General features: G+C 62.7%; 19 protein-coding genes. 13 read left to right on the forward strand and 6 right to left on the reverse strand.

The window, feature by feature from the left end; translation table 11 throughout:
* Window positions 1–6: 6 nt before the first annotated feature.
* The 5 genes from ACWTU7_RS04620 to ACWTU7_RS04640 all read right to left on the reverse strand — a co-directional run bounded on the left by ACWTU7_RS04620 (window position 7) and on the right by ACWTU7_RS04640 (window position 5,019).
* Window positions 7–951 carry an ATP-grasp domain-containing protein gene (locus tag ACWTU7_RS04620; RefSeq protein ID WP_455837729.1) on the reverse strand — a complete coding sequence of 315 codons (945 nt, stop codon included), beginning with the start codon at window positions 949–951 and terminating at the stop codon, window positions 7–9.
* Window positions 952–1,036: 85 nt separating this feature from the next.
* The gene (mch, locus tag ACWTU7_RS04625) at window positions 1,037–1,993 is read right to left on the reverse strand and encodes a methenyltetrahydromethanopterin cyclohydrolase (RefSeq protein WP_455837728.1); all 957 of its coding nucleotides are present in this window, start codon (window positions 1,991–1,993) and stop codon (window positions 1,037–1,039) included.
* Window positions 1,990–3,138, reverse strand: coding sequence for an ATP-grasp domain-containing protein (locus ACWTU7_RS04630; RefSeq protein ID WP_455837727.1), 1,149 nt, complete (start codon window positions 3,136–3,138; stop codon window positions 1,990–1,992). The genes mch and ACWTU7_RS04630 overlap by 4 nt, the downstream gene beginning before the upstream one ends.
* Window positions 3,116–4,009 (reverse strand): NAD(P)-dependent methylenetetrahydromethanopterin dehydrogenase, encoded by an 894-nt coding sequence (locus ACWTU7_RS04635; RefSeq protein ID WP_455837726.1) that lies wholly within the window; start codon window positions 4,007–4,009, stop codon window positions 3,116–3,118. The genes ACWTU7_RS04630 and ACWTU7_RS04635 overlap by 23 nt, the downstream gene beginning before the upstream one ends.
* A gap of 41 nt (window positions 4,010–4,050) precedes the next feature.
* Entirely contained in the window at window positions 4,051–5,019 is a 969-nt protein-coding gene (locus ACWTU7_RS04640) for a beta-ribofuranosylaminobenzene 5'-phosphate synthase family protein (protein WP_455837725.1), read from the reverse strand.
* 156 nt (window positions 5,020–5,175) lie between these two features.
* Here ACWTU7_RS04640 and ACWTU7_RS04645 point away from each other — a divergent pair, with 156 nt between their 5' ends.
* The 13 genes from ACWTU7_RS04645 to ACWTU7_RS04705 all read left to right on the forward strand — a co-directional run bounded on the left by ACWTU7_RS04645 (window position 5,176) and on the right by ACWTU7_RS04705 (window position 19,922).
* Window positions 5,176–5,556 (forward strand): 4a-hydroxytetrahydrobiopterin dehydratase, encoded by a 381-nt coding sequence (locus ACWTU7_RS04645; RefSeq protein ID WP_095518869.1) that lies wholly within the window; start codon window positions 5,176–5,178, stop codon window positions 5,554–5,556.
* A 117-nt stretch (window positions 5,557–5,673) separates the two neighbouring features.
* The gene (locus ACWTU7_RS04650; RefSeq protein WP_455837724.1) at window positions 5,674–6,768 is read left to right on the forward strand and encodes a tungsten formylmethanofuran dehydrogenase; all 1,095 of its coding nucleotides are present in this window, start codon (window positions 5,674–5,676) and stop codon (window positions 6,766–6,768) included.
* On the forward strand, window positions 6,762–8,393 hold the full coding sequence (locus ACWTU7_RS04655; RefSeq protein WP_455837723.1) for a formylmethanofuran dehydrogenase subunit A: 1,632 nt from the start codon (window positions 6,762–6,764) through the stop codon (window positions 8,391–8,393). The genes ACWTU7_RS04650 and ACWTU7_RS04655 overlap by 7 nt, the downstream gene beginning before the upstream one ends.
* Entirely contained in the window at window positions 8,381–9,289 is a 909-nt protein-coding gene (gene fhcD / locus ACWTU7_RS04660) for a formylmethanofuran--tetrahydromethanopterin N-formyltransferase (protein ID WP_455837722.1), read from the forward strand. The genes ACWTU7_RS04655 and fhcD overlap by 13 nt, the downstream gene beginning before the upstream one ends.
* Window positions 9,286–10,095 (forward strand): formylmethanofuran dehydrogenase subunit C, encoded by an 810-nt coding sequence (locus ACWTU7_RS04665; protein ID WP_455837721.1) that lies wholly within the window; start codon window positions 9,286–9,288, stop codon window positions 10,093–10,095. The genes fhcD and ACWTU7_RS04665 overlap by 4 nt, the downstream gene beginning before the upstream one ends.
* A gap of 366 nt (window positions 10,096–10,461) precedes the next feature.
* Window positions 10,462–12,045: an ABC transporter substrate-binding protein gene (locus ACWTU7_RS04670; protein WP_287337601.1), complete on the forward strand. Its 1,584-nt coding sequence runs from the start codon at window positions 10,462–10,464 to the stop codon at window positions 12,043–12,045.
* A 128-nt stretch (window positions 12,046–12,173) separates the two neighbouring features.
* The gene (locus tag ACWTU7_RS04675) at window positions 12,174–13,154 is read left to right on the forward strand and encodes an ABC transporter permease (RefSeq protein ID WP_287337603.1); all 981 of its coding nucleotides are present in this window, start codon (window positions 12,174–12,176) and stop codon (window positions 13,152–13,154) included.
* Complete coding sequence (locus ACWTU7_RS04680; protein ID WP_455837720.1) at window positions 13,154–14,080, forward strand: ABC transporter permease; 927 nt, start codon at window positions 13,154–13,156, stop codon at window positions 14,078–14,080. Before ACWTU7_RS04675 ends, ACWTU7_RS04680 begins: the two co-directional genes overlap by 1 nt.
* A complete protein-coding gene (locus ACWTU7_RS04685; protein WP_455837719.1) occupies window positions 14,077–15,900 on the forward strand; it encodes an ABC transporter ATP-binding protein in 1,824 nt (607 codons plus the stop codon). The genes ACWTU7_RS04680 and ACWTU7_RS04685 overlap by 4 nt, the downstream gene beginning before the upstream one ends.
* Before the next feature lie 48 nt (window positions 15,901–15,948).
* The gene (locus tag ACWTU7_RS04690) at window positions 15,949–16,710 is read left to right on the forward strand and encodes a DeoR/GlpR family DNA-binding transcription regulator (protein ID WP_029350429.1); all 762 of its coding nucleotides are present in this window, start codon (window positions 15,949–15,951) and stop codon (window positions 16,708–16,710) included.
* Window positions 16,703–17,983: an allantoate amidohydrolase gene (locus ACWTU7_RS04695; RefSeq protein WP_455837718.1), complete on the forward strand. Its 1,281-nt coding sequence runs from the start codon at window positions 16,703–16,705 to the stop codon at window positions 17,981–17,983. The genes ACWTU7_RS04690 and ACWTU7_RS04695 overlap by 8 nt, the downstream gene beginning before the upstream one ends.
* A gap of 10 nt (window positions 17,984–17,993) precedes the next feature.
* Window positions 17,994–18,959: an aminoglycoside phosphotransferase family protein gene (locus ACWTU7_RS04700; RefSeq protein ID WP_287329965.1), complete on the forward strand. Its 966-nt coding sequence runs from the start codon at window positions 17,994–17,996 to the stop codon at window positions 18,957–18,959.
* A 21-nt stretch (window positions 18,960–18,980) separates the two neighbouring features.
* Entirely contained in the window at window positions 18,981–19,922 is a 942-nt protein-coding gene (locus ACWTU7_RS04705) for a phosphotransferase (RefSeq protein WP_455837717.1), read from the forward strand.
* A gap of 152 nt (window positions 19,923–20,074) precedes the next feature.
* Here the strand turns inward: ACWTU7_RS04705 and ACWTU7_RS04710 are convergent, their stop codons facing one another.
* The gene (locus ACWTU7_RS04710; protein WP_455837716.1) at window positions 20,075–20,899 is read right to left on the reverse strand and encodes an alpha/beta hydrolase; all 825 of its coding nucleotides are present in this window, start codon (window positions 20,897–20,899) and stop codon (window positions 20,075–20,077) included.
* Window positions 20,900–20,909 lie beyond the last annotated feature (10 nt).

The raw sequence follows: 20,909 nt of genomic DNA on the forward strand, positions 1-20,909 counted from the left end.
GGCTCGTCACGAATTCGCCGGCGCCGTAAGGCGGTAGGCGCGCGCCGCCGCCGCCTCGGTGCGATCAGCCAGGAATTTCAGCAGGGCATCGGCAATCGCATCGGCGATGTTCACCGCGACGACCGATTGAAGCCCGGACCAGGCGGGCATGCTGTTGACCTCCAGCACGAACAGCTTGCCGTCGGTTGCCGGCACGATATCGACGCCGGCGAAATCCGCGCCGATAGCGGCAGCGGCGGCTCTTGCCAGCGCCGCTAATTCGGTTTCGCCCTGCCCCGAAACCAACTCGGGCACTGCCCCGCGATTGATGTTGGTGATCCAGTCGTCGCCACGCCGGCTCATCATCGCCAGGACTTCGCCGGCGCAGACGAAAACGCGAAAATCGCGGAAAGGAGGGCCGGGACGCGGCACGTAGTGCTGGAGATAGTAGACGCCGTTCACCTCGTCCTCGGCGGGGAGATCGGACAGTGTTTCGATCAGCCTGATGCCGCGACCCTGTGCGCCGAAGAGCGGCTTCAGCACCAGCGGCGTAAACGGCAGTTCGCGTCCGGCGATCGCTTCGGCCATGGCACGTCCCTCGACCGCGAATGTCGGCGGCGTCGGCAGGCCGGCATCCTTCAGGAGGAAGGTCGTCATCGATTTGTCGACGCAGCGTTCTATCGCCTGTGCGGAATTCCACACCGGAATGGAAAGCTTGCCGAATGCGTGCAGCACGCCGAGGCGGCGGGTGACCGCCTCGAACGACCCGGCGGCGATCGAACGGACCAGCACGGCGTCGGGCAGCGCGCCGTCGAAGCCGGGGATCGACAGTCCGCTCGGGCTGCCGGTGTCGAACGCGATCGCCGCCAGCGGCACGGTTGCGACCACCGCGCCGCTACGGTCCAGCCTTGCCGCCAGGCCCCTGGCGCGGGCGTCCGAGACGTCGCTGACGATCAGGATGCGGGGGATCATGTCACGCCTCGGATACCGGATACCGAAGGCGCGAGCGGGCGGCCCGGCAGGCGGATGAACGAGGAATCCATTGCAGCGCCATGGTCTAACCGAGACTCCGTTCGAGCATCTGCAGATCACGCTCGCCGGCGCGAAACGTATCGCCGGTTTCGATGGCCGTGACGATCACTTCGGCCGGGCTGAACAGCAGCGGATCGATGGCATAGAAATCGCCCTTGAACCGCTTGAAGACCTCGGCAAAGGGGTGGCCGTGGTCCCGCGAGGCGCGGCTCGGCAGTTGCTCGGCGAGCTCCCTGGCGTCTTTCGACGTGCCCTTTACGAAGAGCTGGACGCTGCCGCCATAGATGATGGCGTCGTTGGTTCTGCCCATGGCGGTCAGGAAATCCGGATGGGGGGCGGGGACAGGTGCCGTTCCGATGCCGTCGACGACGTTCTCCAGCGGAAACTTGAGATCGTTGGTCTTGTGCAAGGCAACCTCGAGCGCGCGCGCAACGATCTGCACGCCGCCCGCAAGGCTTTGTGTCGGCGCGTAGAGGAAGGTGAGCTTTTCGGTTGCCAGTCCGGTTGCCTTGCCGACCTTCTCGACAATCGCTTGGGGCGGCGGTTCGGCCGTCTCCAGGATAAGCACGGCGGATGAGGCGGTGTCGCGATAGGAAAGAGCTTCGAACAGCGGTTCGACGCGGGCGAGCGCCCGCGCCGGTCCCGATCCCATGGCGAAATAATCCTGGCTCGACAGGTTCCAGCCCGCATACTGGCTGCCCAGGCAGGCAAGCACCGGCTGCGAAGACCGCACTTCGACGGTGAGCGGCCATTTCTGCGACGCGCGGTCCATACAGACCGAAACGCTGCCGAGACCGCCCATCGCGGCTTCCGCCATGCGCAGCCCGGCCTCGACGCCGCCAGAGGCCTTGGCGCCGGCATCGATCAGGCACTCGCCCAATGGCCCGGTGGAAACGGCGATACGCAGGCGTTCGGCGTCGCCGATCATGCCGTCGATGATGCGCTGCGCATTGTCATTCAGGAATGCCGAACCGTCTTTCATGTCCGGTCTCCTTCCCACTGGTGTTGCAATCGGCTGGCTTGTGCCTTGATGAGCCGCCTGGTCAAATCGGCGCTCGGACCGCGCGCGAAGATGGTGCAGACAGGATCGCCAGCGATCAGACGGGTGCCGGGCGACTGATGGTCGGCAGTCCATTCAGGCCAGGCAACCGATGGAAACTGGGCGATCGGCGTCGCGGCGTAGGTCACCATCGATGCCATCGAATCGACGAAGCGCGGCAGGCGGCAGGCCCTGCCTGCCGCGGCGCGCAGATGCGCTTCGATCAGAGGCGCGTCGGCATCGTCGAAAATGTCGAGCGTGGCGCCTGGCCTCGGATTGATCTCGATGAGCTTGTAGCCATCCGGTCCGCGAATGAGATCGGCGCTGCACAATCCAACCAGGCCGGCGCGGCGCACCAGAGCTGAAAGCCAGCCGCGGATCATCGCCGCCTGCCTGCGATCGAAGCGTCTCAACCGCACGGCGCCGCCATAGCGATAGGGCGCTGCCGGGGCAGGCGACGCCCATTGTTGGCTGAAGCCGACGATATCAGCGCTTTGGCCGTCGCCGACGAACAGGGCCGAGATGCTGCGGCCGGCAACGAAACGCTGGAAATAGCGGCCGCCAGGAGCCTGACTCCTCAATACCGGGGCTTCTCCGGCGGCCCGTCTGATATGCGTGCCGCCGGCGCCGCCCGCCGTCTTGACCACCCAGTTCTCCGGATCAGGCGGCCGGTCCCATCGGAATTCCGGATGCGGGATGCCGAGCTCGGCGCAATCGGCGGCCAGCAATTGCGGGTCCTTGATCCTGCGGATCGCGGCGCCGCTATTGCCGGCGAGCGGAAAATGGCGCGCGACCTCGTCTACGGTCTCCGTCATCCGCTCGAAGCCCGAGCCCAGGACAATGGCGACCGGCTGGTCGTCTCCAGACAGTTGCCGAAGCGTCTCAATGATGCGCTCGCTGTCGATGCCGCCCTGTAGGTCGCCCGGCAGCATCGTCGCGCGTTCGGCGAGCGCGACCGTGTCGGTGTCGCAAAAGAAATCGGCGACCAGCGGACGATAGCCGGCGCGACGCGCAGCGGCAGCCAGCGCCCGGCCTGAAATCGCCGCGATCAGGAGAGATCCGGCATTATTTGGCGGTTTCGCGTGCAAGGGAAAATGCTTCCTGGAAATCCAGCGTGATGGTTTTTTCGGATTCGATCATTCTTTTGAAGAGGCCGAATTCGACCTTGTATTTCACGTTGCCGATGGCAAGCGGACCAATGCCGACAGCTTTTGCCGCTTCGAGCGGATCGCCATTGGCATTGACGGCCACGCCTTCGATGCCGGCCGGCGGAACCGCATTGACGTCGGCGGCAATAAGCAGACCATTGCCTTTCAACTGGGCTTTCGAAACCACCTGGACGCCAGCCTTGGCGCACGCCAGGATCACCTCGCTCGCCTCGACCAGCTTCGTTTTGCGGGCGTCGCTCGATCCGTCAGCCGCATCTACGGCGATGTTGAATCGACTTTTGATCTCGGCCGCGATCTGCTCGACCCTTTCGATTCCGTCATGACCGACAAGCGTGACCCGGGCGCCTTCCCTGGCGGCGATGACGGCGGTGCAGAAGCCAACGACGCCGGTGGCGCCGAAAACAGCGATCCTCGTGTCTTTCAGTCCGCGCTCGAATTTCTTCTCCAGCGCTTTCTCGACCTTGGCCACCATCGCCGCGGCCGTGGTGAATGAGCCGGCCGGATCGGCGAATACCGAAACCTGGAAAGGCGGCACCATCGCTCTTCGCGCTGCGTCGAACATGTCGAGCGCCAGCGAGGCGTCCTTCCCGGCGATGAAGATGCCGGTATCGACGCCCGCATCGGGCGGGCGCGAAAAGATCGCGTCCTGCACGAGGCCTGTCACCTCGCCAAGGCTTACATCGACATAGGGGACGACGGCGTCGAAGCCTGCGTCGAGCGCCATGTTCACGTCGAAAGGGCTCATATGCTTCAACGGCGTCAGCATGTGCAGGATATGTTTACGGGCCATTTCTCGCCTTTCTGCTTGAAAGTGATCGCGTTGCCGAGCCGTCAGCTGCCGACGAGATCAAGTTTGGTCGAACTGATCTTCGCGCCGGAATTCCTGCCCTTGACGATCTTGATCTGGATGCCGTTTTCAACTTTCTGCTGAACCGCGCTGACGAAGCTGACTGCGGCGTCTTGCGATGGGGCGAAGGCAAATCCTGTTGGTCCCCACGAGCTTTGGCCGATGCCGACGGCGCCTGCTTCATTGAGACCGTGGGCCACCCTCTCGACCCGCTTGGAGGTGAACACGCCGCCTTGCGCCGGGGCAAAATGGGTGCCGATCAGCATTTGGATCGCGGCGACGGCGGCGCCGAAGGCTGGAAGGTCGTGCTCGATCAAAGCCGGCATAATGCCCATCAGCACCCGCCGGCAGATCTCGCCGCTGCCGGCCGCCGGAAACGGCGGCAGCGAACGAAACGCCGCGATCTCGGCATCGCCATGCAGTCCATGGCCGCCGTGGTCGAGGATCATGATGACGCGCCACTCTTCCGGGAACGGCAGGCGCGCCACGACCGGCGGCGGCCTGCCGCTGTCGTCCTTGCCGGCGTCGACAATGACACCACCGCGTTCGAAACTGGCGATGCCGATGCCGGATCGGCCGCCGCGCTCGAGCAGGGTCGCGTCGCCGCCGATATCGAGAGGTAATTTGTGGAGCGTGCGCAGCGCCGAGGCGACGGCAAGGGCGATCTGCGTGCCGGAGCCCAGGCCGGCATGGCTCGGGATCGACTGTTCGACCACCAGCCGGTGCTGGCCGCGAATGCCGAGATGGCTGCAGAGCGTCGACAAATGCTCGCTGGCGCGACGGCTTTCGGTGCCTTCGACGATGGTCTCGCTGGACCGCGACAGAGTGACGACGGTTTCGGGTTCGCTTAATGGTAGCCCGACGCTGCCAAAGCGGCGGCCGGTATCGCCATTGAGATCGAGGAAGCCAAGGTGCAGGCGGGCGGGCACTCGTATGGTAACAGAATTCGACATCTACCCCCCGATGGGTGCATCATAGACGCATCATGGAAGTTTAGGTGCCCGTCACCATGATAGCTGTTTTCGTCGAAGGGGCAAGCCGGAGAGAGTGCATTCGTTTTATCTGTTTTGGTCCCGGCATGACAGACCGGGCAGTTCGCGGAGATCGAGATGAGCGAGACAGCTAAGGAAAAGGTCTATTCGGAAGCCGAGATTGCTGAGCGGCTCGAGAAGGAGCTGCCGAAATGGCGCTACGAGAACGGCTGGATCCGGCGCAAGTACAAGACCCACAGCTGGAAATCGACACTTATGGTCATCAACACGGTCGGCCATCTCGCCGAGGCGGCGTGGCACCATCCCGACATCACCGCCTCCTATGCCTGGGTCGAGGTGCGCCTGATGAACCACGCAGCGAAGGGGATCACCGACAAAGACTTCGAATTGGCCAAAAAGATCGAGGATGTCGTCCAGTGGCAGCCGGCCAAGGAAGGCGGCGCGCTGGAAGGCACTCCGCCGACCGATCAGCGCTTCGCTTACATCAAATATGATTAGCGCGATCGGAATTTGTAGATAGCGTATGAAAACATTCGCTAATCTGCTGGCAGGCGGGGTTCACGGCCAATCCAGTTTCGTCTAGGATCGAGCCGGCACCAGAAAGTAGCTTAGTGGATGGCGGTTGCTTGGATCGGCAACCGGGAAACGCTGGTCGAGCGCGCGGCTGCACATGCCGCCGCGCTGTTGGGGTCGAGCCGGTGCCCGGTTTTCAGCTTGGATACGGATATACACGGCACCAGGGCGGCGATCGCGCTGGCTGAGCGGGTTGGCGCGGCATACGATCATGCCGCCGATGGCGCGGCACTTTCGCGGGAGACCGCGCTTTTTACCGATAAGGGCGCGATGACCGTCGCGCCCGGCGAGACGCGCCGGCGCGCCGATGTCGTGGTGATTGTGGGCGAACTCCCGCAAATCCATCATGAATTTGTCGGCGAGCTTGCTGAGACGGTTCCCGATCTCTCGGCCAAGAATCAGCGCGAAATCTTTCTGGTCGGATCGAAAGGGGCGTCTGCTCCGCCGCTGAACAACGGGCGGACGGCGACGCTCCTTTCCTGCGGCGAGGCAAGCCTCGGCGCGACGCTGGCGGCGCTGAGGGCGCAGTGCAGGGGGCGTCGGACATCGCAACCGGTGTCGAATTTCGACGATTTCGCCAAAGCCCTGGAGGCTGCGCATTTTCCCGTCTTCCTGTTTTCAGGCGACGCAACCGAAGGGCTGGCGCTGGAGATGCTGCAAGGACTGATCGCCGATCTCAACCGCAAGTCACGCGCATCCGGCCTTCATCTGCCGGCGAACGAAAACGGCTGGGGAAGCGCGCTCGCCTCGACCTGGATGACGGGTTTCCCGTTGCGCACCGGCTTTGCGCGCGGCTTCCCGGAATTCGACCCCTGGCGTTACGATGTCGCGCGCATGATCGCTGCCGGCGAAGCCGACCTGCACCTGCGGATCTCTTCCTCAATTGTCCAGCCGCAGAAGAAAAAGAACCGCATGGCGCTGATTGTGCTGGCGAAAACGCAGGAGCCGATCGCGGGTGCTGCAGTCACCATCGCCATTGGCGAAGCGGGCGTCGATCACGAGGCGGTGGTCTATTCCAGCCGCACCGGTTCGCTAAGGTCGGTCGATGTGCGAGCGGCGTCGGAACTGCCCTCCGCTGCAACTGTTATCCGCCTGGTCGCCAGTCATGTCTCCGCCGAGGCCGCGTTGCCATGCTGACGAAAATCTCGGGCGGCGACATCATCGATCCGGTCAACGGCCGTCTCGGCAAGGGCGACCTCTGGATCAGGGACGACAAGATCGTTGCGGCGCCGGCGGGGGGCGCTGCTGACCGGACCATCGACGCTGCCGGCTGCATCGTGATGGCGGGCGCCATCGACATCCATTCCCACATCGGCGGCGGCAACGTGAATACGGCACGGCTGCTGTTGCCCGAGCAGCATGCCGCGCATCAGGCGCGGCCGGCGACGACGCCGCTCTCCAACGCGGGCTGGTCGACCTTCCAGACGGGCTGCCTCTACGCCAAAATGGGTTTCACGACGGTCGTCGAGCCGGCGATGTCGCCGGGAGCCGCACTTCACACCCACCTCGAACTGGCCGACATCCCGATCATCGACAAGGCGACGCTCGCCATTCTCGGCAACGACGATTTCCTGCTGTCGATGATCCGCGACGACGCCCCCTCAAAGATGATCGAAGACTATGTCGCCTGGACGGTCGCCTCGACGCGGGCGCTTGGGGTCAAGGTGATCAACGCCGGTGCGGCGGCCGCCTTCAAGGAAAACGTCCGCACCTTCTCGCTGGACGACGTCGTGCCTTCCTATGGCGTCAGCTCGCGCAAGATCGTCAAGACGCTGCAGGCGGCCGTCGACAGTCTCGGCGTCCCGCATCCTCTGCATGTCCATTGCAACAATCTGGGCAGCCCCGGATCGGCGGATACGGCGGCCGCGACGATCGCGGCGGCGGAAGGATTGCCGCTGCACCTCGCGCATCTCCAGTTCTACGGCTACGGCACCGAAGGCAAGCGCAGGTTTTCCTCGGCCGCGGCGCGTCTAGCCGAATTGGTGAACGCGACGCCGGAGGTCACCATCGACATCGGCCAGGTAATGTTCGGCCAGACGGTCACTGTCTCCTCCGACGTCATGCGGCAGTTTTCGGCGCGTGGCAGTGCCCACCCGAAGAAATCCGTCATTCATGATGGGGACGGCAATGGCGGCGGCATCGTGCCCTACAGCTATGGCAAGGATTTCTATGGCACGATGCAGTGGGCGATCGGGCTCGAGCTTTTTCTCCTGATCGACGATCCGTGGCGTGTCTTCTTCACCACCGATCATCCCAATGGCGCGCCCTTTACCGTCTACCCGGCTCTGTTCGAGCTGCTGATGAGCCGGGAAGCGCGCGCCGAAATGATTGCCGAACTTCCAAAATCCGCCATGGCGCTGTCCACCCTGGCCGCGATCGACCGTGAATACACGTTCGAGGAAATTGCCATCATGACGCGCGCGGCCCCAGCCAAGCTGCTCGGGCTGACGGATCGGGGCCATCTCGGCGTCGGCGTCACAGCCGACATCGCCGTCTACCGCAGGGACGAGAATATTGCGAAAATGCTGGGGCAGGCGGCGTATGTCTTCAAGGATGGCGATCTCGTCGTGCAAGATGGGGAGATCACCCATTACCGTTGGGGCAAGGCGCTCAGGCTCAATCCCTCGCCGGACAAGGCGATGGTGCGGCGGCTGGAGGACTATCACCAGCAGCGTTACGGCCTGTCGCTGGACTGGTTCAATTTCCCGGATTCCGCGATAGCGCGCGAACAGCCGTTCGGCGAGGTTGCATGCCGAATGTGAGCGTAAATGGCATAACGATCGACGATACCTTTGCCGAGGCCTTCGGCATGCGCGCAACCGCCATCATCATCACCGCGCCGAACCGGAAATGGGCGCGCCAGGCGGCGATCACGATGACCGGCTTTGCCACCTCGGTGATCGGCTGCGGCTGCGAAGCGGCAATCGATATCGAACTGCCGCCATCGGCCACACCGGATGGCCGGCCCGGCTGCCGCGTGATGATTTTCGCGATGGGAACAGACGAGCTGCAGAAACAACTGCTCAATCGCGTCGGCCAGTGTGTCTTGACCTCGCCGGGTTCGGCCTGCTTCGCCGGACTGGAGGGCAGCGCCGAGTTGAAGCTCGGTTCGGCGCTGCGCTATTTCGGCGACGGCTGGCAGATCTCCAAGAAAATCGGCGGCAGGCATTTTTGGCGCGTTCCCGTCATGGATGGCGAATTCCTGTGCGAAGCAACGACCGGGTTGACGAAGGGTGCCGTCGGCGGCGGCAATTTCTTCGTCATGGCTGAAAGCAGCGCCAAGGCCTTGGTTGCTGCCGAGGCCGCCGTTGCCGCGATAGGCCTGGTGCCCGGCGCGATCGTGCCGTTTCCGGGCGGCATCGCCCGTTCGGGTTCCAAGATCGGTGGTAAATACAAGGGCATGATCGCCTCGGCCAACGAAGCCTACGCGCCGACACTGCGCGGTGTTGTCAGGAGTGAGCTCGGGCCCGACATCAACGCCGTCCTGGAAATCGTCATCGACGGCGAGACCAACGATGCCGTTGCCGCCGCGATGAAGGCCGGCATCAAGGCCGTCATCGAGCTTGGGCCGAAGCGAGGCGCGGTTCGCATAAGCGCCGGCAATTACGGCGGCAAGCTCGGCAAGTTCATCTATTCGCTGAAGGATATGCTGCCATGAAGGCGCTGACCTTCACCCTTGTCGCCGAGCCGCCCGAGCGCCTTGACCTGTCGCCGCTGACGCCGGAGCGGCTTGCCGGGATGGAAAGGCGCGATATCGAAAAAGTCCAGATCGGCATGTCGAAGCATGGATCGAAGGTCGGCGATATCTTTCGCCTCGCCGGCAACGATCCGCTGGACATCGTGTTCGAAGGTGGAAGCGCGCGCCTCGACCGCGTGGCGGAGGGCATGCGGGGCGGTTCGGTTCGCGTCGTCGGTAATGCCGGCGCCCAGGCCGGGCGTGCCATGCGCGGCGGCAAACTCACGGTCGAAGGCAATGCCGGTCCGCATGCCGGCTCCGGCATGCGCGGCGGCAGGCTTGAAATAACAGGCAACGCCGGTGATCACCTTGGGGCGCCGCTCGCCGGGGAACTGGCCGGCATGAATGGCGGCGTGCTGATCGTCAGGGGCAAAGCCGGCGCTTTTTCCGCCGACCGCATGCGGCGCGGCCTGGTCGCGGTGCTGAAAGGCTCAGGCGACCATGCCGGCAGCCGCATGATCGCCGGCACGCTGGTGGTGGCTGGCGGCACCGGCGAGATGCCGGGCTATCTGATGCGTCGCGGTTCGATCCTTCTCGATCGCGCGCCGAAAAGCCTGTCGCCGAGCTTCGTCGAATGCGGCGCGCCAGTGAGTGTCTTCGCCGCCATCGTCGATCGCCATCTGATCGCCGAGGGTATTTTGAAACGGCCGCTTCTGGGCAAGGCGCCGCAGAAATATGGCGGTGACAACGCGGTGCTTGGAATGGGTGAGGTTCTTTTCCCTCGCTGAGGTCTACTGCTGATAGCGCAATGCCTTCAGCGCCATGCTCCAGCCGACAGCTGCATGTTCCGGTTGAACTGCTGATTTCTTCCCGCGAGGGTATTTCGCACGGCGTTTGGCTTTGCGACGTTTTGGAAGAAACCACACCATCCCAAACCTAAGCCCCTGCCACCTATTGGGCAATGAGGCTGACTCGGTGTTCTCCAGCAGAACGTTTTTGTGTCAATGTGCCTAAAATATCAACATGGTAGAGTGATTGCGCTTTTTTAGGCGCAGTATCAGCAGCGCACAGCAAGAATCCATGTTGCCAAGTGAAGAGTTTTAGTTAACGTAAAGAAACCACAAAACCACATGATAGAAAAAGGGGAACGACAAATGAGCGAGTCAAGCAGGCGCGATTTCATGAAAGGCATGGCGGCGTTCGGAGCGGGCGCCGGGCTAATGGTGATCAACCCGGAATTCCTGGTCTCTGGCGCGGCTGCGCAGGCGGGCAAGCAACTGGTCTTCCTGTCGGCCGAGAATATCACCGGCAACTGGGATCCGACGGCGCATACGACGCTGTCGCAGAAGAACATCGAGGGTTTCGTCATGGGCTTCCTGACGCGCACGCCGATGCGCGTCGAAAATCCCGACGAGGTCATCTATGAACTCGCCACAAAGATCACCTTGCTTGAGCCGACCAAGCTTGAGATCAAGTTGCGTGAAGGGGTGAAGTTCCACGACGGAAAACCATTCAAGGCGGAGGACGTCAAGGCGACCTTCGAATACGGCTCGCAGCCCGACCGGCCGGCGCAATGGTATCCAGGTCCGACTGATACGCTGACGATTACGACGCCGGACGACTACACGGTGATTGTCGACACATCGAAGGGCGGCTATCCGGCGCACCTGTTCATCTTCCTCGCCTCCTACCTGCCGATGCTATCGGCAACCGACATCGCCGCCGGGTCGGGCGGACCGCTTTCGCAGCGCCTGAACGGCACCGGGCCTTACAAGTTCGTCGAGCAGCGAGGCAACGACACGGTGCTGGAAGCCTATCCGGACTACTTCCTCGGGGCGCCGGCTATCCCCGGCATCAGCTTCAATTTCGTTGGCGATTCGACCACCCGCATGCTGTCGCTGATGAACGGCCAGGCGTCCATCGTCGAGCGACTCGAACCGGAGCAGGTGGCGACCCTGCAAGGCAACGAGAAGGTGGCTATCAGCAGCGTGGTCTCGGTCGAGAACAAGTATCTGTGGTTCCGCTGCTCCAAGCCGCCGTTCGACGACCCTCGCGTTCGCATGGCGGCCTGTCACGCGATAGACCGGTCCATGCTGCTCGAAATCCTCGGGGAGGCCGGCCATGCCTCGGCGAATTATGTCTCGCCGGTGAAGTTCGGCTATATCGACCTGCCCAACTATCCGGAATACAGCCCGGAGAAGTGCCAGGCCCTGCTCGCCGAAGCAGGTTTCCCGAAGGGGCAAGGTCTCCCCGAACTCGAATACATCACCTCAGTCGGGTTCTATCCCAAGACCAAGGAGTATGGCGAGGTGATCACGGCCATGCTGCAGGAGCAGGGGTTTCCCGTCACGCTGTCGGTGCTGGAGATCGCGGCGTGGAACGAGCGCCTCTACGACCGTCCCGGCGGCGGTCCGGGCCATATGGTCGACTGCGGCTGGTCGACCGGATCGCCGGAGCCGGACCTCGTGCTGCGTACGCATTTCCATTCCTCGTCCAAGCGTATCACCGGCATCGTCGATCCCGAACTGGACGCCTCACTCGACAAGGAGCGCAGCGCCGCGTCGCTGGAGGAGCGCAAGCAGATCCTCCAGACCGAGACCATGCCGATGATTGCCGCGAAGGTGCCGTCGTTCTCACTGTTCACCTCCGTCATGATCCACGCGATGGACAAATCTCTCACGGGGCTCTTCATCTATCCGGACGGTTCCATGGATGCGTCGAAGGGGGCGTTTGCCTGATTTGGCGCCAGCCGCGGCCCGGGAGAAAACAACCTGGGCCGTATCGGTCGTCGACGGCCGGGTGGCCGGACACACGGACTCGGCTGCCGGCAACCAGTCCCTCGGGCTTCTTCGCAGCAGGAGATGGAATGTTCATCATTAGCTTTCTTGTCCGCCGCCTGGCCCAGGGTGCGCTGATCATCTTTCTCGTTACGCTGCTGATCTTCACATTGCTTCGCGTCGTTCCGGGCGATCCCGTCCGGTTGATGGCGGGCGGAATGGCGCCCGAGGCGCTGATCGAGCAGATCGCTAAGGAGATGGGGCTTCGCGACCCGGTGCTGGTTCAATTTGGGCGCTACATGAGCGGCGTCGTCAGGGGCGACCTCGGTCAGTCGTTCGTTCGACCGGCCAGCGGCGCCTCCACCGGCGGATCCAGTTTCGGGGATGCCACGCGCGGCGAGCGCGCCGACGTGCTCACCCTTATCGGCGAGACCCTGCCGATGACGCTGCAGCTCGCCTTTCTGGCGATCGTGTTCGCGATGCTCTTTTCGTTCCTGGTCGGCATCCCGGCCGGATTGTCTCCTGGACGATGGCCGGACAGGGTCGCCTTTTACGTGTCGTCGATCTTCATATCCTTGCCGGGTTTCTGGCTCGGCATCGTGCTTGCGCTGCTGCTCTCCGTGAAGCTCGGATGGCTGCCGGCGATCGGCTACAAGGGCTTTGCCTACACCATCCTGCCGGCAATCGTGCTGGCAGTCGAACTTTCGCCAGTTCTTATCCGGACGCTGACCGGCTCGATTTCCTCGGCAATGATGATGCCGTTCATTGCAGTCGGCCGCGTGCGCGGGCTCAGCCAGCGCCGGATCATCTTCGCGCATGCGCTCCGCAACGCCTCGGTTCCGCTGCTCAATCTCCTCGGCATCCAGATCAGCGGCCTGCTCGGCGGCGTGCTCGTCATCGAATTCATCTTCGACTATCCCGGACTGGGGCTTCTGACCATCAACGCCGTGCTGCAGCGCGACTTTCCGCTGATTCAGGGCATCGCGATCGTCACCAGCGCCATCTTCGTCCTGATCAACATCGCGGTCGATCTGATCGCCACCCTGATCGATCCGAGACTGGAATACTGATGAGCGTCGCGCAAACCAACCTGAGCCTGAAGGTAACCGCGCCGGAAGCGCAGCGCGGCGCTTCGCTGTCCCGGCGGATATGGAAGGCGGCGCTCGCGTCGAACGAGTTCCGGGTCGGCCTCGTGATCTTCGCCGTACTCGGTCTCGCGGCGCTGCTCTACCCGGCCTTGAGCGGCATCGATCCCACCAAGATGAACGTTGCCGGCCGTTTGCAGTCGCCGCCCTTCCTCGGTGACAAATGGAGCTGGGCGGCACCGCTCGGCACCGATCAGATCGGTCGCGACATGCTCGTGCGCAGTCTGGTGGGATTGCGCTATTCGCTGCTGATCGGCCTGTCCACCGTGGTGGTGATGCTGATCATCGGCTGCTCGCTCGGCACGCTTGCCGGCTTTTATGGGGGCAGGATCGACATGGTGATCATGCGGATCACCGACGCGCAGCTCTCCATCCCGATGATCATCCTCGCGATCACGGTTCTCGGAGTATCGCGGCCGACGATTCCGGCGATTATCCTTGTGCTCGGGCTTTCGAGCTGGCCGGTCTATGCCCGCGTCACGCGCAGTGTCGTGATGACCGAACGCAAGAGCGAATATGTGCGTGCCGCCCAGGTCAGCGGCGCTTCGGATTTTCGCATCATGGTCTGGCTGCTCGCGCCGCTGGTGCTGCCGCCGATCATCTTCGTGTCGGTGCTCGACGTGGCGCGCATGATGATCTTCGAGTCGATCCTCGGCTTTATCGGCCTCGGCGTGCAGCCTCCAACGCCGACCTTCGGCAACATCATCTCCGATGGCAGGAAATACCTGCTCAATGCATGGTGGATTGCCACCATGCCGGGGGTGTTCCTGTGCCTTACCCTCACCAGCATCAATCTCATGGGCGCTTCGCTCGAGCGGGCCCGCAACCGGATCTACGGAGGCGTGTCGTGAACAGCAGCCCGGTCCTGTCGGTTAAAAATCTCGGCGTGGAAGTGGGCACGGGCGCCGGCGCCCGGCCTGTCCTCTCCGATGTGAGCTTCGATCTCGCTCCGCGCGAAATCGTCGGCATCATCGGGGCCAGCGGTTCGGGCAAGACCGTTCTAGCGCGAGCCCTGGTCAACTGGATCGACCCGCCGCTGCACATCTCGTCCGGCTCGGTCGAGTACAAGTCGCAGAACATCCTCGACCTGGCCGGCGGACGGATGCGCCTGCTGCGCAGGGAGATCGCCTATGTCGGTGCGAATCCCATGGGAGCGCTGGATCCCACTTTGCCGGTCGGCCGCCAGATCGTCGAGAAGCTGAGCGCCGTAGTGCCCGGCATCGATCCCTCGGAGGCCCGCAAGCAGGTCATCGACCTTCTTGGGGCGGTCCGCATTCCCTCGCCACGATTGCGTTTCGACGAGTACCCCTCGCAATTCAGCGGCGGCATGATGCAGCGCGCACTGATCGTCGACGCTTTGGTCAGCAATCCGGCTTTCCTCGTTGCTGACAATGTGACCCAGCCGCTCGACGTGACAGTCGCGGCGCAGGTCTTGCGCTTGATGCGCGAGTTGACGGAGCGTTTCGACACCGCGGTGGTGTTCGTTTCCTCTTCGCTGCCGACGGTCAAGGAGGCGGTCGATCAGGTCCTGGTGCTGTCCGAAGGCAGGATCGTTGAGCGCAACACTCCACAGCGGCTCATCGATGCGCCGCAGCATCCCTATACGCTGCAGTTGATCAGCCAGATACCGAAAATCTGGACGAGCGAAGCGGCCGCAGTTCCACGTACACCTAACGCTGCGAGGCCAACGATCAGCATACGCGACGCCACCCGCACCTACCGTGTCCGCAAACGGGGAACGTTCGCGGCCCACAGCGAGGTTCGCGCCGTGCGCAATGTCACCTTCGACGTGATGCCGGGCGAGAATTTCGGCGTGGTCGGCGAATCCGGTTGCGGCAAGTCCACGCTGATGCGGCTTCTCAGCCGCTTGGAGTTTCCCGACAGCGGCAGCGTCATCTGCAATGGAGAGGACCTCTCGAAACTGAGGGGAAAGAAGCTGCTGAAGTTCCGGCGCGATTTTCAGCTGGTGCTGCAGGATCCGTTCAATTCGCTGCCGCCGCGCACATCGATCGGCGCGATCCTGGAGGAGCCGCTGCGTGTGCACGGCATACGCAATGCGAAGGAAATTCGCGAACGCGTACTGGCGGTCATGGCCGAGGTCGAGCTTCCCGCGAAGTTTTATGATGAATTGCCGCTTGGGCTCAGTGCCGGTCAACGCCAACGCGTCAACGTCGCCCGCGCCATGGTGCTCGAGCCGAAGGTGCTCATCATGGACGAGACGCTATCGTCGCTTGACCAGACCGAGCAGTTCCGCTTGCTGGCGCTGTTCGAAAAACTGCAGGCCCAGCACGGCCTGACCTACGTCTTCATTTCACATGACCTTGCAATGGTCCGTCGCGTTTGCAACCGGGTCGCCGTGATGTATCTCGGCGAGGTGGTGGAGATCGCCCACAATGAGCGTCTTTTCTTCGATCCGGGGCATCCGTACACGAAGGCGCTGTTGAGCGCGGTCCCGACGCTGGAAGAGCGCCGTTACAAGCCGGAGGACTGCCTGCTCGAGGGAGAGCCGCCGAGCCCGATCGACCTGCCGCCGGGTTGCAGTTTCGCCAGCCGCTGTCCGCATGCCTTCGACCGGTGCCGTGCCGAGAGCCCGACGCTGACGGTGCGAAATCACGGCGAGTTGGCGGCCTGCTTTCTCGTTGAAATATCGGGGGCCCGCGCCGCCGCATGATGGACAAGAAAAGACGGGGAGGAACATACCGATGGAAGCGAAATCCGCATGAGCGATCCTGAAGATCGCTTGCAATACGCACTGGCTGAACTCGAAAGGCACGGGCGCGTATCGGTGCAAGCACTCGCGGAGCATTTCCAGGTCAGCCGGGAAACGGTACGTCGCGACCTGAAGCAACTGGAACTCGAGGGGCACCTGCGGTGCATCTATGGCGGAGGCGTCAAGCCGCGCCCGGACGCCGACGAACCCATCGCCGACCGGATGCGGCTGAACGCGCGCGAGAAGGCGCGCATCGCCGAATGCGCGGCGACTCTGCTCAGAGACCATATCAAGATCTTCGTCGACACCGGCACGACGACGCTGGCCTTCGCCAAACATCTGAGGAACTGGCCTGATATCACCGTCTACACCAACTCGCTCGATATCGTCGCGCTGCTCGCCGATGCCGGGCATCCCAATCTCGTGGCGGTCGGCGGCGACGTCAGGGCGAGCTACCGGGCCTTCATGGGTCAGGATCCGGTCGATCTCGTCACGCGGCATCTGTTCGACATCGCCTTCGTCAGCATTGCAACCGTCGATGGCAGGTTCGGCTTCATGGACCTTGGACAAGACGAGGCGAACATTCGCCGCGCGCTGCGAAAGCACTCCAAACAGTGCGTCATGCTGGCGGACAGCAGCAAGTTCGGCCGGCAGGGCTCCATCTGCACATACGAATTCCGGGACGTCGACATCCTGATCACCGACGCTCCCCTCAAGGCGGACTTCGCCGCGCAAATGGATCAGGCGCAGGTAAAGGTGCTCTATGCTTGAAATTCGCAAGGACCCGTCGGCTTTTCCCGGCATCGATGCCGAAGCCCTCCATCGGATGATGGATGAGGTTTCCGCCTTCGGCGGTGGTCCGGACGGCTCGACGACGCGACTGACCCTATCACGCGAGGATGGACTGGCACGCGACTGGCTGGCTGCATGGTTTGCGCAGGAAGGCCTGCGCCTTGAGGTCGACTCTATCGGCAACATGTACGGATTTCTCGACTGGGCCGGCAGGGATGCCCCCTGCATCATGTGCGGGTCGCATCTCGACAGTCAGCCGAATGGTGGACGTTTCGACGGCGCCTATGGAGTGATCGCAGCCTGCAGCGCGATAGAGGCGATCCGGCGCCGGGTGGCTGAAACCGGCATCACGCCGAAATGCAACTTCGTCGTCGTCAACTGGACCAACGAGGAAGGTGCGCGATTTCAGCCCAGCCTGCTTGGCAGCAGCGTCAATTCCGGCGAGGTCAACCTCGATTTTGCGCTGGCGCGTCGGGACGGTTCCGGCGTTTCGGTGGCTGAGGCGCTGGCGGAGATCGGCTATGCGGGCGACGCCGCTCGAGTCGTGCCCGACGCCTTGATCGAGATCCACATCGAAGGTTCGGCCCATCTCGAGAAGGCCGGCCTGCGGATCGGCGCATTCACCCGTTTCTGGGGCGCCGTCAAATATCGTCTCGCGTATGTTGGCCGGCAGGCCCACACCGGCCCCACACCGATGGCCGAGCGGCAGGATGCGCTGCTCGCTGCCGCCTATCTGATCGCCGAACTCAGGGACATGGCCGACAAGTCCGGTCCGGATCTGCACACCTCGGCGGCGCGGCTGGAAGTCTATCCCAATTCACCGAATGTGGTGCCGGGAGAAACGGTGATGTTCATAGAACTGCGGTCGGGAAGCGGCGAGCTTCTGGCTTCCGCCGAAGCGGAACTCAAGGAGAAGATCACAGCCTGCGCCGCGCGCGCCAACACGTCTTTCGAAGTCCGATCCATAGACCGCAGGCGAGCAGGAGAATTCGACGCGGGCTTGATTGATTTAACCGAACAGACCGCCAAATTGCTCGGGCAGACGGTGCTGCGGCTAGACACGATCGGTGGGCACGACGCTGTCAGCATGTCGGCGGTGACGCCGGCGATCGTCATCGGGGTGCCGAGCGTCGGCGGTGTCATCCACCACCCTACGGAGTTTACCACACCCGAAGACCGGCTCCTGGGGACGGAACTGCTCGCGGGGATGCTGTGGCGGTTCTGCGTTGACGGCAACATCCTGAAGAACTGAAGGACAGACAATGAAGACGCTCGGCGAAGCCTCGACCCCCGCGGAAGTTCGTGCCGAGGCGGCGCTCACTGCTGTTGTGGCCTGGACGGGAAAACAGATCGGTTATACCTCAGCTCCTCCGGGTATCGCATCGCCCTCGCATCGCGGCGTCGAAAGCGAAGCCTGGCGAGTGGCGGTCGACCAGCCGTCTCCGGCCTATTTCCTGAAGATCGTGAACTCCGACCAGAAGGCGTTCGTCGATCTGGAGGCTGTGTTTGAAGCCGCCTCCATCGCGGCCGGACTGGGCTGCACGCCAAGTCCACGGCACCTTGCGCGAGAAGCGGACGCGATCGTCTTCGATCTCCTGCCGCCCGGTTGGAAAACAGCGCGCATGGACCATCTGCGACGGGCGGACGTGATGGAACAGGTCATCGCGCTCAAAAAGGCGATCCACAGGGCGCGGCCGTTCACTTTGTGTTGGACGGTATTCGACAGGATCCGGGTGCTGGACAACGCCTGCAAAGCCGCTGGCATCGATCACCCGGACGATCTTTGGTGGATGCTCGACGGCGTCGGTGAGATCGAGCGTTCGATCACGGCTGCGGGTTACGATGTCCGGCCGAGCCACGCCGACGGCCTCGCCTCCAACGTCATGATAAGCCAGGACGGGGCGGTTCAGCTCGTCGATTTCGACGAAGCCCGCAATGTCGACCCTCTCTACGAGATCGGCATTCTACTCAACGAGACCTTTCCGTTCGAAGAAGAGATGCGGCCGGCGCTTGAGATGTTCGAAGGATCGTTCCGTCAGGCTTCCCTCGACCGGTGCCGTGCGTATGCGGCGGCCGACGATCTGATGTGGGGGCTCTGGGGGATGCTTATGAACTCGACATCGCCGCGCGGCGACATCGAGTTTCTGAAATACGCGCAGTGGCGCCTGCTGCGCTGCCGAATGGCTCTTCGCCATCCGGACTTCGAACTGAAATTGAGACGGCTTTGAGCGGCTGCATGGAGGTTCTACATGATTGAGAAGCGGCCGGGCGAGGCGGTGAGCGAAGCCGAGCGGGAGATCGAGGCCGTCATCTGTGCCGTCGAACCATGGGCCGGCCGCGATCTCCGCTACGGGCCGGTGCATGGCGGCATCAGCAATTCCAACTGGCGCGTTCGCATCGCGGGACAGTCGGGGAGCTATTTCGTGAAGGTTCCGGGCCGGGGCACCGAGATGTTCATCGATCGAAAGGCGGCGGCGGAGGCGAGCCGGCGCGCGCACTCGCTCGGTATCGGACCCGCGGTTTACGGCTATCTGGACGAACGCGGCGTCGAGATCGCCGATTTCATGGAGGGGCGGCGCTCCTGTACCAACCGCGATTTCCTCGACCCGGCTGTACGGCGCTCGGTGCTGGGTCTCTACCGGCGCTTCAACGATTCGGGCCTGCTGTCGCTGACCAAGACCGTCTTCGATATGATTGACGAGCATGTCGATCAGGTGCGCGAACTCGGAGGCGCGCTGCCCGCGGATTTTGCCTGGCTGCATCGCCAGTACGGGCTGGCGCGGGCGGCGCTCGAAGCTTCGGGTATCGACCTGGTTCCGTGCTTCAATGATCCGATGCCCGGAAACTTCATGATCGCGCCCGACCGGTCGATGATGCTGATCGATTATGAGTATGCGGCTAACAACGATCGCTGTTACGAACTCGGCATCTGGTGCGGAGAAATGTTCTTCTCCGATGCGGTCGAGGCCGAGGTCATCGAGGAATATTTCGGCAGGTTCGATCCACGGTTGAAGGCCCGCCTTGTGGTGCACAAGGTGCTCGCCGATGTGAAGTGGGGAACCTGGGCGATGGTGCAGAACGTGGTATCGGCGCTCGATTTCGATTTCTACAAATACGGGGCGTGGAAATATATGCGCGCGCGCTCGGTGATGCAGACCCCGCAATGGGTCGAGCATCTCAGGGCGGTCTGACGGGTGTGACTGGCGGAGCAATTCCGACCAGCGATATGTTACATATTTGTGATGAGCCAAAGAGGGCCGTCCGTCTCCAGCTGTCAGGTTGGAATGCAGACGGCATTGCGGTTAAGCCGCCGTGGTGATGGCCGGCATGTCTGCTGGGAGGGTTAGCGGCGGTCGTTGGCAATCAGTTTCGTCAGGCAATCACCCGCCTGGCTCTCAGGCACGCCGAGATCTCTGACACTGTCCATGTGGTTGCGGTTCGTGAGAACAAGCGACGTTGCCGGCGAACCCTGCTGCAGCAGGTTCTCTTTGAATCGATCTGCTTGCTGATGGAAAGGCGGCGTCTCATTGGCTCCGACCAGAACCGTCGCCCTGGTTTGAGGATCATGCCGATAGGCAAGAGGTGTAAACATGGCGACTTCCTCATCGGTGATTCCAATCTCGTTGGCGAGAAAGGAGTTCTGGAGTGGTTTCAAATCGTAGAGCCCGCCGAGCAGAAGAGCTGCCCGCACATTCGAAGGGGTATGCTCGCTGTTGAACAGAAACGTTGAAAGATGTGCTCCGGCCGAATGGCCGCTGACAGTCAGGTTTGCCGGGTCTCCGCCGTGGTCGGCGATATGGGCCAGAACCCACTGCTTGGCGCGGCGCACCTGGTCGACGATCGTGGCCATTCTGACCTTGGGCATCAGAGCATAGTCGACGATGGCGGCTATCGCACCGGCCTGGGTAATCGTCGTCGCCACGTATGAGTAGTCGCGCTTGGAGAACATTCTCCAGTAGCCGCCATGGATAAACATGTGCACCGGCAGGCCGCTTCTTTTGCCCGAGGGAAAGAACAGGTCGATGGTTTCGGTCTGATCCGGCCCATAGGCAACGTCGGCAGTCATTGGAATGGTTGCGCGAACGGCCTCGCTGCGGTGAACGATGTCCTGCACGATTTTGTCAAAATCCGCGACGTGGTCGCGGATGCGAAACGGATCGATTTGCACTCTTCCTCCG

It is taken from the genome of Mesorhizobium sp. BHscii (assembly GCF_053848065.1).